Source organism: Aerococcus sp. HMSC23C02, from assembly GCF_001806805.1.
In the GTDB taxonomy this organism is placed as follows: Bacteria; Bacillota; Bacilli; order Lactobacillales; family Aerococcaceae; genus Aerococcus; species Aerococcus sanguinicola.
In genome coordinates, this window is sequence record NZ_KV786060.1 from 183200 (window position 1) to 193197 (window position 9998).

General features: G+C 49.1%; 7 protein-coding genes. 2 read left to right on the forward strand and 5 right to left on the reverse strand.

Translation table 11 applies throughout. The features are described 5' to 3' along the window. Window positions 1-445: 445 nt before the first annotated feature. The 5 genes from rpoB to adhP form a co-directional block, all read right to left on the reverse strand. Window positions 446-4033, reverse strand: coding sequence for a DNA-directed RNA polymerase subunit beta (rpoB, locus tag HMPREF3090_RS07545; RefSeq protein ID WP_070486390.1), 3588 nt, complete (start codon window positions 4031-4033; stop codon window positions 446-448). Window positions 4034-4391: 358 nt separating this feature from the next. Beyond that, window positions 4392-5162, reverse strand: coding sequence for a nitroreductase family protein (locus HMPREF3090_RS07550; RefSeq protein WP_067974102.1), 771 nt, complete (start codon window positions 5160-5162; stop codon window positions 4392-4394). Between the two features lie 12 nt (window positions 5163-5174). After that, window positions 5175-5777 carry a class I SAM-dependent methyltransferase gene (locus tag HMPREF3090_RS07555; RefSeq protein WP_067974099.1) on the reverse strand — a complete coding sequence of 201 codons (603 nt, stop codon included), beginning with the start codon at window positions 5775-5777 and terminating at the stop codon, window positions 5175-5177. A gap of 196 nt (window positions 5778-5973) precedes the next feature. Continuing rightward, on the reverse strand, window positions 5974-6408 hold the full coding sequence (locus tag HMPREF3090_RS07560) for a hypothetical protein (RefSeq protein WP_067974096.1): 435 nt from the start codon (window positions 6406-6408) through the stop codon (window positions 5974-5976). 227 nt (window positions 6409-6635) lie between these two features. After that, the gene (adhP, locus tag HMPREF3090_RS07565) at window positions 6636-7646 is read right to left on the reverse strand and encodes an alcohol dehydrogenase AdhP (RefSeq protein WP_067974093.1); all 1011 of its coding nucleotides are present in this window, start codon (window positions 7644-7646) and stop codon (window positions 6636-6638) included. Between the two features lie 232 nt (window positions 7647-7878). Here adhP and HMPREF3090_RS07570 point away from each other — a divergent pair, with 232 nt between their 5' ends. Then, window positions 7879-9474, forward strand: a complete 1596-nt coding sequence (locus tag HMPREF3090_RS07570) for an Nramp family divalent metal transporter (RefSeq protein ID WP_101603568.1) — start codon at window positions 7879-7881, stop codon at window positions 9472-9474. Then, window positions 9467-9904, forward strand: a complete 438-nt coding sequence (locus HMPREF3090_RS07575) for a universal stress protein (protein WP_083272429.1) — start codon at window positions 9467-9469, stop codon at window positions 9902-9904. The genes HMPREF3090_RS07570 and HMPREF3090_RS07575 overlap by 8 nt, the downstream gene beginning before the upstream one ends. Window positions 9905-9998 lie beyond the last annotated feature (94 nt).

A 9998-nucleotide genomic window follows, 5' to 3' on the forward strand; every position in this document is an offset into this window, starting at 1 on the left:
CCCAATCGGAACGATCGGCTACAGCCGCTCTTATCCGCTTGGGCTCCAGTCATTAAAGCCTGGACGCAACTGCTCTCACCCTTTTTAGTCGGGTTCGACTTGGCAGTCTTGGAATGATTTCACAAGTAAGAAACGAGCGAATGCTTCGCTCTTTTTCTTACTTGCTCCAATCATCCAAGCCTAACCGCCAAGTCTCGCACCCTTTTAGTCGGGTTCGGTCTGGCAGCTTTCGTGTCACTTCACAAGTCCCCGCCGCAGTCTTGCAGACTGCTCTGGCGACTTGCTCCAGTGAAGGAAAGCTAAACGCCAGCCCTCACACCCTTCCTAGTCGGGTTCGCAAGAGCAGACTTGAAGTGATTTCAGCTCAGCGAAACGTCTGACTAGCGTCAGCCTTTTTCGCTGAGCCTCCAATCATTCAAGTCTAAACGCTCTTGCTCACACCCTTTTACTCTGCTTCTTTTGCTGTGATTTCTTTGTTGTCTGATTTGTCTTCTTTGTCGTCAGTCTTGTCTTCGTTTGTTTCTGCGTTTTCTTTTTTGTCTTCTTTGTGGTTGAAATTGTTGGTGTCTTCGTCCATATCACGTAGGTCGATTTCTTTGTCGTCGGCGTCGAGGACTTGGATGTCTAGGCCGAGTGACTGTAATTCTTTGACCAGTACGCGGAAGGATTCGGGAACACCTGGACGTGGGATAGGTTCACCCTTGACGATGGCTTCGTAGGTTTGTACCCGGCCAGTGACGTCATCTGACTTGTAGGTCAAGATTTCTTGGAGGGTGTAGGCTGCCCCGTAGGCTTCCAGTGCCCAAACTTCCATTTCACCGAAACGTTGTCCCCCGAATTGTGCCTTACCACCCAGTGGTTGTTGGGTAACTAAGGAGTATGGCCCAATTGACCGAGCGTGGAGTTTGTCGTCGACCATGTGGGAAAGTTTCAGGTAGTACATCACACCAACAGAAACCCGGTTATCGAAGGGTTCACCGGTCCGTCCATCGTAGAGGACAGTCTTAGCGTCTGAGGCCATGCCAGCTTCTTCAACTGCTGACCAAATGTCTTCATCCACTGCCCCATCGAATACTGGAGTAGCGATCTTAATACCCATGTTGCGGGCAGCCATTCCGAGATGGAGTTCCAATACTTGTCCGATATTCATCCGTGAAGGTACCCCAAGTGGGTTCAGCATGATATCAACAGGTGTCCCGTCTGGCATATATGGCATGTCTTCCATTGGGAGAACGAGGGAAACAACCCCTTTGTTCCCGTGGCGACCAGCCATCTTATCGCCGACTTGGATTTTACGTTTTTGGACAATATAAACCCGAACCAGCATGCTGACGCCTGGTTTGAGTTCATCCCCGTTTTCACGCAGGAAGATCTTCACATCATTAACGATACCGCCACCACCGTGAGGGACACGGAGTGAGGTGTCACGTACTTCACGGGCTTTTTCACCGAAGATAGCGTGGAGCAAGTGTTCTTCTGGAGAAAGTTCGGTTACTCCCTTAGGCGTTACCTTACCTACTAGGATATCTCCGTCCTTAACTTCCGCACCGACATAAACAATGCCGCGGTCATCAAGATTCTTCAGAGCATCTTCCCCAACATTAGGGATTTCACGTGTGATTTCTTCTGGCCCGAGTTTGGTATCGCGGGCTTCAGATTCTAATTCATCGATATGGATAGAAGTATACACATCATCCTTAACCAAACGTTCAGAAAGGATAACCGCATCTTCGTAGTTGTAACCATCCCAAGTCATGAAGGCGATCAGTGGGTTTTGGCCCAATGCCAATTCCCCATTCTGCATGGATGGCCCATCAGCTAGGATGTCCCCAGCTTCCACTTCTTCACCAGTCCGAACCAGTGGTTTTTGGTTGTAGCAGGTGGACCCATTTGACCGGTGGTACTTGATTAAGCCGTACTTATCGAGGGCACCATTTTCACGACGGACACGAACTTCGCGGGCGTCAACAAATTCAACTGTCCCTGACTCTTTAGCAATAACAGCTGTCCCTGAGTCGTGGGCTGCCTTGTATTCCATACCCGTCCCGATAAGTGGGGAGTTTGGTTGGAGAAGCGGCACCGCTTGACGCTGCATGTTAGCCCCCATTAAGGCACGGTTGGAGTCGTCGTTTTCCAAGAAGGGGATACATGCGGTTGCGACAGCGACTACCTGCTTAGGTGACACGTCCATGTAGTCCACTTGTTCAGGGCTTACTTCGATATTCTCTTCCACATAACGAGCCATCACCTTGTCTGAAGCAAAGGACCCATCTTCGTTTAATTCCGAGTTCCCTTGGGCAATGATGTAATTATCTTCTTCATCGGCAGTTAGGTAATCGATCTTGTCGGTTACTTTGTGGGTATCCCAGCTCACCCGACGGTAAGGGGTTTCGATAAAGCCGTACTCATTGATCTTGGCATAAGTCGCCAGCGAGTTGATCAGCCCGATATTCGGACCTTCAGGCGTTTCGATTGGACACATCCGACCGTAGTGGGAATAGTGCACATCCCGAACTTCATAGCCTGCCCGGTCACGGGTCAAACCGCCTGGCCCCAAAGCAGAGAGACGACGCTTATGGGTCAACTCAGATAGGGGGTTGTTTTGGTCCATGAACTGTGACAGCTGGGAGGAACCGAAGAATTCCTTAATCGCAGCAACCACGGGACGGATATTAACTAATTGTTGTGGGGTCACCGTATCGACATCTTGGGTAGACATCCGTTCCCGAACCACTCTTTCCATCCGTGAAAGACCAATTCGGAATTGGTTCTGTAAGAGTTCACCCACTGAGCGGATCCGGCGGTTACCCAAGTGGTCGATATCATCGGTCTTGCCCAAACCTTCATAAAGGTTCAAGAAGTAGCTGATTGAAGCCATAATATCAGCAACGGTCAAGGCCTTCACATCGTCGGCTGGATTAGCGTTCCCAATCACATTGATCACGCGGTCTGGATCATTTGGCGCATAAACCTTCACCACTTGTAGGCGGACAGGCTCTGGCACAACCGCTTGGTCATTAGGGTAAATTTCAACCGTATTGGCACCTTGGTCTAGGGCCTTGCCTAGGTCTTCCATCAGGTCACGGCTAACTTCTGTATCCTTAGCGAGTAGAATTTCCCCGGTTTCAGGATCCACGATGTTTTCTGCAAGCACTTGGCCAGCTAAGCGGTGTTTTAAGTCCAGTTTCTTATTGATCTTGTAGCGACCAACTGGTGCCAAGTCATAGCGGTGTGGGTCAAAGAAGCGTGAAACCAGCAAGTTTCTTGAGGATTCTGCCGTCTTCGGTTCACCTGGACGCAGGCGTTCGTAAATATCCTTTAAGGCCTCTTCTGTCCGGGTATCGGATTCATTCTTATGGAGGTCTTTTTCAATGGTATCTTCGAGGGTCTTGCTAGAGCCGAAGATTTCGCGGATCTGGTCATCTTGGGAGAAGCCAAGTGCACGAACGAGGACAGATAGTTGGATCTTCCGGGTCCGGTCAATCCGTACATAAGAAATGCCCTTAGCGTCTGTTTCCGTTTCTAACCAGGCCCCACGGTTAGGAATAACCGTTGTCCCGAAAGAGTGGCGGCCGTTCTTGTCTACCTTCTCATTGAAGTAAACCCCTGGTGAACGAACCAACTGCGAAACGATTACCCGCTCGGACCCGTTAACAATGAAGGTCCCAGCTTCAGTCATCAATGGGAAGTCCCCGAAGAAGACTTCTTGGTCCTTGATTTCACCTGATTCCTTGTTGATCAGACGTAGTTTCGCATACATTGGCGCCGCATAGTTGGCATCTTGAGCGCGTGATTCTGAGACATCATACTTAGGCTCTTGGAATTTGTAATCCACGAATTCCAAAGCTAACTTCCCTGCATGGTCTTCAATCGGTGAGATATCCTTGAACATGGATACAACCCCATCTTCTAAGAACCATTTATAAGAATCTGTTTGAATTTCAATTAAATCTGGTAGTTCGAGCACTTCGTTGATGCGCGAATAACTCCGGCGAACGCTGTGCTTCCCAAACTTGACATCATGTCCCGACATGTATTGCCACCTCTCTATAAAACAAGCCAGTAAAAGTTTTAAGATTTTATTAAGAATCATAAAAATTGGCCCGGTTTACCCGTTTTTTAGACAAAAAAATAACAAAAGAATCGACACTTTTTTGCCTTATCTTTTGTTTTAGACCAAATACGCGGGAAATCGGACAATATTTCGACTCCTGCAGATTCCAATAACTATATCATATGTATGATAGCAGATCTTTACCTACTTGTCAAAATTTTTATAAAAAATATTTCAATAATAAAAACAGCGATCCCTCGCAAACTGTCTTAGACAAGCGCTAGAATCGCTGAGCGTACAATCGGCATTCAAAAAAATTGCTTGCTGACGTCAGTATCTATTCTTCCCGAGCCCTGCTAATATTAAAACCTTGCTTGCGCAGGTCATCGATCAAGGCTTCACGTCGGGGCCGGCGATTTTCCATCTTGTCGCCCACCTGTTTAAAGAAACTGTCGACCCGCCGATTGGCATCGCGCAGGTCATAATAAGTCGTCATCTCTTGGTCGTAATCTTCCAAGAGGCTTTCCGCGTCCTCAGGCAAGTGGTAAGTATCCTCAAAGAAACGCAGAGACTTAGGCATCCTAGGCTTCAATTGAGGGCTTTGGTTAGGTTCCCCAAAGGCCAGGCCTAGGACTGGAGCGGTTAGGGCTGGCAAATCTAAAATATCAATCATTTGTCCCATATTATTCTGGATGCTACCGAGGAAAACAGCTCCCATGCCCAAGGATTCCACCGCATTATTCACATTTTGGGCCATCAGTACCGCATCACTATAGCCTTGGAGGAAGCGTTCCAACTGATGGGCAGCTAGGTTCTCCCGGCCTTCCCGCTCCGCAATCTGTTGGTTGCGGTAGGTATCCACCAGGAAGATCCAGAGTTCAGGGGCCCGGGCAATATATTCTTGCTTGCCCACTTCAGCAATGGCCTGGCGCTTGTCCGGGTCCTTCACCCGAATAATTGAAGCCATCTGCATCCCTTCGCTAGTCGCTGTCCGCATGGCCACTTCCGCCAATTGGTCAACAATCTCTTCAGGCACCGCTTGATCCTTAAACTCGCGAATCGTCCGGTGGTCCAACTGCTTATCTAGCCATTCATTTGCTGCACACATTACCGTCACTCCTTACTTCTGACTCGAAAGAATCCAATACCCTTTCTTGCGTTCAATTTCTTCCACTTGGCCAAAGACTTCTTCCATCTTCTTCCGGGCGCTAGGAGCTCCTTGCTTCTTCTGGATCACTACCAACAAAAGCCCTCCCGGCAAGAGCTGGTCATAGGCCCCTTCTAGGAACTGGTGGACGACTTGCTTGCCGGCCCGGATAGGGGGATTCGTGAAGATCGCCGCAAAGCGCTCATCTGTGATCTGGTCATAAGCTGACGACCGGCTGATGGCAACATTGGAGACCCCATTCAGGGCCGTATTCTCCTGGGCTAGGTCCAGGGCCCGTTCACTCACATCCACCATACGAATGGTGCGTTCAGGGTGAAGACGGCCGAGCACCGTTCCCACAGGGCCATAGCCACAACCTAGGTCGAGGAAGGGACCCTCTGGAAAGTCTAAATGGGCAGTAGTCTCTAAGAGCAAGCGTGAACCAAAATCTAAGCGGTCTCGCGAAAAGACTCCACTATCCGTGGTAAAACGAAAGCTCTCCCCCAAAAGCTCCGTCTCATAGGTCTTGAGATCATGAGCCAAGTCACGATTGTCATCAAAATATTGGTGTGCCATAAGCCAACTCCTTCATTTTTTTCAATTTCATCTTACTAATTATAAGTATAAATAGCAAGAAAAACCTGCTCGCACCAGCTAGAATATTCAGAGAAATAGCTGGATACAATAAAAGAGCCAGCAGCCCGGCTCTCTCATCACAAGTGTTCGACAAGCAAAAAAGCTGGTGCGAAAATGCAGCCAGCTCTTATTTTTATTAATAAATATCAGAAACGTTCTTCTCTTCGTCAATCACAATGTAAAGGTGACCATCTTCCCCAACCTTAGAAGACATATATTTGTTTTCTAAGCCGTCTTCATCAACTGGTTCAAATGGGAAATAAATCTCACTTTCTTGACCGTTTGACCAAGTCAAGGTTACCCATTCAAGTCCACGGTTACGTGTAATGGTTTCGAACATACCTGTTTCAAGTCCGCCTTGGTCAATGGATTCGGATTGGAAGGTATCCGCATCAGGTAAGATTTCCACTTTAAGACTTTCTGCTGGATTGATTTCAAGGATTTCGCCACCGTTGATTCGACCTAAACTATTCGAAACGCGTTTGATCCATAAGTCTCCGATGTGTTCAGCTGAAACTTCCCACTCACTACCGTTGCGGAAATGAAACTTAAATACTTCTGCCTTTCTCATATTTATACCACCTTTTTCAATTTTTGTGATTATATTCACTACAACTAGTATAAATGAAATTTTCAAAAAAATCGACCTTTTAGGCTTCCTTTTTCAAAAATATCCCAGAAAAGCTTTTGTTTTAGACAAAGCGATGTAAATGCTTACGTCAGCACATGCAATTTCTCCCATGAAAAAAGCGCACCTTTCAAAGCCATAGAAAGGATGCGCTTGCTTAAGCATACAAGTTAACCTTTAAGATCAATGACCATCCGGCCGCGAATTTGCCCTTTTTCCATTTCGTCAAAGATGTCGTTGATGTCTTCCATGGGGCGCATGTGAACTTGAGGAACAACCTTGCCTTCTGCGCCGAATTGGAAGGCTTCAGCTAGGTCTTCCCGGGTACCAACTAGGGACCCAACGACCCGGATACCATCCAAGACTAAACGAGGAATGGAGAGGTCCATGGTGTCGACTGGTAAGCCAACTGCCACAACCGTTCCCCCAGCGCGGACCGCATTGACTGCCGAATCAAAGGCAGCCTTGTTGACCGCTGTCACAACTGCGCCATGAGCGCCGCCAGTTTTTTCTTGGACGATCTTAGCAACATCATCTGTTTCTGGATTCAAGCAGATATCCGCCCCAAATTGCTCGGCAAAATCTAATTGGCCCGGATTAATATCAACCGCTACGACCTTCATATTGAAGACATTCTTGGCATATTGGAGAGCTAGGTTGCCCAGGCCGCCCAAACCAAAGAGGACCAGCCACTGACCCGCACGAACTTGGGATTCTTTGAGGGCCTTATAGGTCGTCACCCCGGCACAGGTAATCGAGGAGGCTTCCGCTGAGCCTAAGCCTTCTGGCACTTTAACCGCATAGTCGGCCGTGACGATACATTCTTGGGCCATGCCCCCATCAGCTGTATAGCCAGCATTCTTCACCTGGCGACAGAGGGTTTCCCGACCGGAGATGCAGTATTCACAGTGCCCGCAGCCTTCGAAGAACCAAGCCACGCTCGCCCGGTCGCCTACTTTTAAGGAAGTGACTCCTGGGCCAACTTCCTTCACGACGCCGATCCCTTCATGGCCTAGGACGACACCCGAAACATCGCCAAAATCAGCGTTCTTCACATGCAAGTCAGTATGGCAAACCCCGCAACACTCCATGTCGAGCAAGGCTTCCCCATATTCTAGGGGCCTGAGCTCTTTATCAACAACTTTAGCTTTATGGTCTTCGGTTGCAACAATTGCTTTCATAATTCTCTCCTCCTTTTCCTTTCGAAATGATTATAAAACATTATTGTGAATATTTGAACATGCCTTCAATAGACCTATCGCTAAAAAATTCCCCATTTGCTAACAATTGCATGATTCGCGATTTTTTTGCATTTAATTTGGTTAACCTAAAAATAACTTCTTGCACAGCTTAAAGATGAGCGTATGATATATATGAACGTAAAATCATTTAGTCTAGAAAGTGGTGTTCGCTTTGTCAAAAGAAAGTCCCAACCATCATTTATTCGAGCATGCCAATGGCCCTTCCCTAGAAGAGATCAATGGCAGTATCAGCGTCCCCCAAGGCAAGGGCTTCTGGCGCACCCTACTTGCCTATTCCGGCCCCGGTGCCCTAGTCGCTGTGGGTTATATGGACCCAGGCAACTGGTCGACTTCCATTACCGGCGGGCAAAACTTCGGCTACTTGCTCATGTCGGTCATCCTCATGTCCAGCCTGATCGCTATGCTCCTCCAGTACATGGCAGCCAAACTCGGCATCGTTACCCAGATGGATCTGGCCCAAGCCATCCGCGCTCGAACCTCCCGTCCTTTAGGTTTCATTCTCTGGATCATCACGGAACTTGCGATTATGGCAACCGATGTGGCAGAAGTCATCGGGGCAGCCATCGCCCTCTACCTGCTCTTCCATATTCCCATGTTCCTAGCTGTCCTGATCACGGTTTTCGACGTCCTCCTGCTCTTACTCCTCAGCAAGGTGGGCTTCCGCAAGATCGAGGCCTTGGTCGTCTGCTTAATCTTTGTGATCTTATTTATCTTCGTCTACCAAGTCGCCCTCTCTAAACCTGACTGGGCCGCACTCTTGGAAGGCTTTATCCCAACTGGTAAAAGTTTCGCCAGGGAACCTGAAATTGGCGGCCAGACGCCCTTAACCGGAGCCCTTGGAATCATCGGGGCCACCGTCATGCCCCATAACCTCTACCTCCACTCTGCCGTCTCCCAAACCCGGCAGATTGACCACCAAAAGCCCCAAGCCATCCAATCGGCGATCCGTTTCACCACTTGGGACTCCAATATCCAATTAACCTTGGCTTTCTTTGTCAATGCCTTACTCCTCATCATGGGGGTTGCAGTCTTTAAGACTGGCACGGTCACTGATCCCTCCTTCTTCGGACTCTACCAGGCCCTCTCCCAACCGGACGCTATGGCAACGGGACCCCTGGCGGCTGTTGCTCGGACGGGCCTCCTCTCTACCCTCTTTGCCCTGGCCCTCTTAGCTTCTGGACAGAATTCAACCATCACCGGAACCCTCACCGGCCAAGTTATCATGGAAGGCTTTATCCATATGCGGATGCCAATCTGGGCCCGTCGTTTAATCACCCGCTTGCTCTCTGTGATTCCGGTCATTATCTGTGTCTGGGTGACCCAAGGCCAGTCCACGGTTGAAGAGCACACTGCCTTGAATAATCTCATGAATAATTCCCAAGTCTTCTTAGCCTTCGCCCTCCCCTTCTCCATCGTCCCCTTGCTCATGATGACCAACAATAAGCTGGAGATGAAGGGACGCTTTAAAAACTCCCTAATTATCAGCGGGCTAGGCTGGCTGTCCGTTGTGAGCTTGACCTATCTCAACTTAATCGGCCTGCCCCAACAATTCGAAGCCTTCCTAGGTGACCAAGCCAGCGCCACAGCCATCTCCTGGTCCCACCAAGTCGCTTACCTCGTCATTATCCTTGTCCTCGCCTTGCTTGCCTGGACCATTATCGGCATCCACCAAGGAGAAAAACGCCTCCAGGCCAAACACCAAAGTTTATTGCATGGAACTCATGAAAGGATGACCAGTCATGAATAAGATGACCTTTGACCGTATCCTCGTCGCAGTAGACGGGTCCAAGGAAGCCCAAAAAGCCTTCCACTATGCCATCAACCTAGCCCAGGACAAAGGCTGCCCCCTCTGTATTGCTTCAGTCTTCGAAGCCAGTCAGCTCAATGTTTATGAAGCCCTCGACCCCAAGGAAGTCCAGGGCAAACGTCAGGCCTTTTTGGACCAGGTTGCTGGCTACCGGGCCCAGGCAGAAGCAGCAGGCCTCCCAGAGGTCCAGTGCTTAGTTGCTGAGGGCGGCGACCCCGCTAAGGTCATTATCAAAGACCTCCTCCAAGCCAGCCAAGCCGACTTGCTCATCATCGGCAGCCATGGCGATGCCCAACTCAGCGATTACTTTGGCAGCCATGCGACTTATTTGGTCAAGCACGCCCCTATCCCTGTCCTGGTCTGCCGCTAGGCCGGGCCTGTGAAGGGAGTATGACAGAAGCTCCAATATCTTTTTAACCAACGAACTTTTTCAAAAACCTGTTCCAAAAGTCAGCCCTGACCTC

Bases quoted from the DNA above. Each gene is read 5' to 3' on its own strand.
- rpoB (WP_070486390.1), bottom strand. From the start codon at position 4,033: ATGTCGGGACATGATGTCAAGTTTGGGAAGCACAGCGTTCGCCGGAGT.
- HMPREF3090_RS07550 (WP_067974102.1), bottom strand. From the start codon at position 5,162: ATGTGTGCAGCAAATGAATGGCTAGATAAGCAGTTGGACCACCGGACG.
- HMPREF3090_RS07555 (WP_067974099.1), bottom strand. From the start codon at position 5,777: ATGGCACACCAATATTTTGATGACAATCGTGACTTGGCTCATGATCTC.
- HMPREF3090_RS07560 (WP_067974096.1), bottom strand. From the start codon at position 6,408: ATGAGAAAGGCAGAAGTATTTAAGTTTCATTTCCGCAACGGTAGTGAG.
- adhP (WP_067974093.1), bottom strand. From the start codon at position 7,646: ATGAAAGCAATTGTTGCAACCGAAGACCATAAAGCTAAAGTTGTTGAT.
- HMPREF3090_RS07575 (WP_083272429.1), top strand. From the start codon at position 9,467: ATGAATAAGATGACCTTTGACCGTATCCTCGTCGCAGTAGACGGGTCC.